At 57.5% G+C, this 301-nt stretch carries 1 protein-coding gene; it reads right to left on the minus strand.

All coding sequences use genetic code 11. The annotated features are described in order from the left end of the window. Positions 1-301 (minus strand): hypothetical protein (locus EII41_RS13890; RefSeq protein ID WP_221620748.1); only part of this gene is annotated, 301 nt, incomplete at both ends.

Raw genomic sequence — 301 nt, forward strand, 5'->3', positions numbered from 1 at the left:
GGTTCCCCCAGATAATCGTGTTGCGCATATTCGGGTTCCCCCCGTTGTTGTAGAAGCCGGCCGCCGTCGGGGCGACGTTACCGCTCACGGTGTTGTTGACCGAGAGGAATGCGCTACCGTCATTATAGATACCTGCCCCTGTAGACGCACGGTTGTGACTGATTTCGGTATTGTATATCAGCGCATCGCCGGTACGGCCCGTACATCCGCCATTGTAGCCGCCGCTGATATAGATACCTCCGCCGAAGCCGGTTGCCGTATTGTCCATGATGACGGAGTTGGCTACGGTTCCCGAAGCTCC

Origin of the sequence: Tannerella forsythia, from assembly GCF_003860135.1 — a bacterium.
Lineage (GTDB): Bacteria > Bacteroidota > Bacteroidia > Bacteroidales > Tannerellaceae > Tannerella > Tannerella forsythia_A.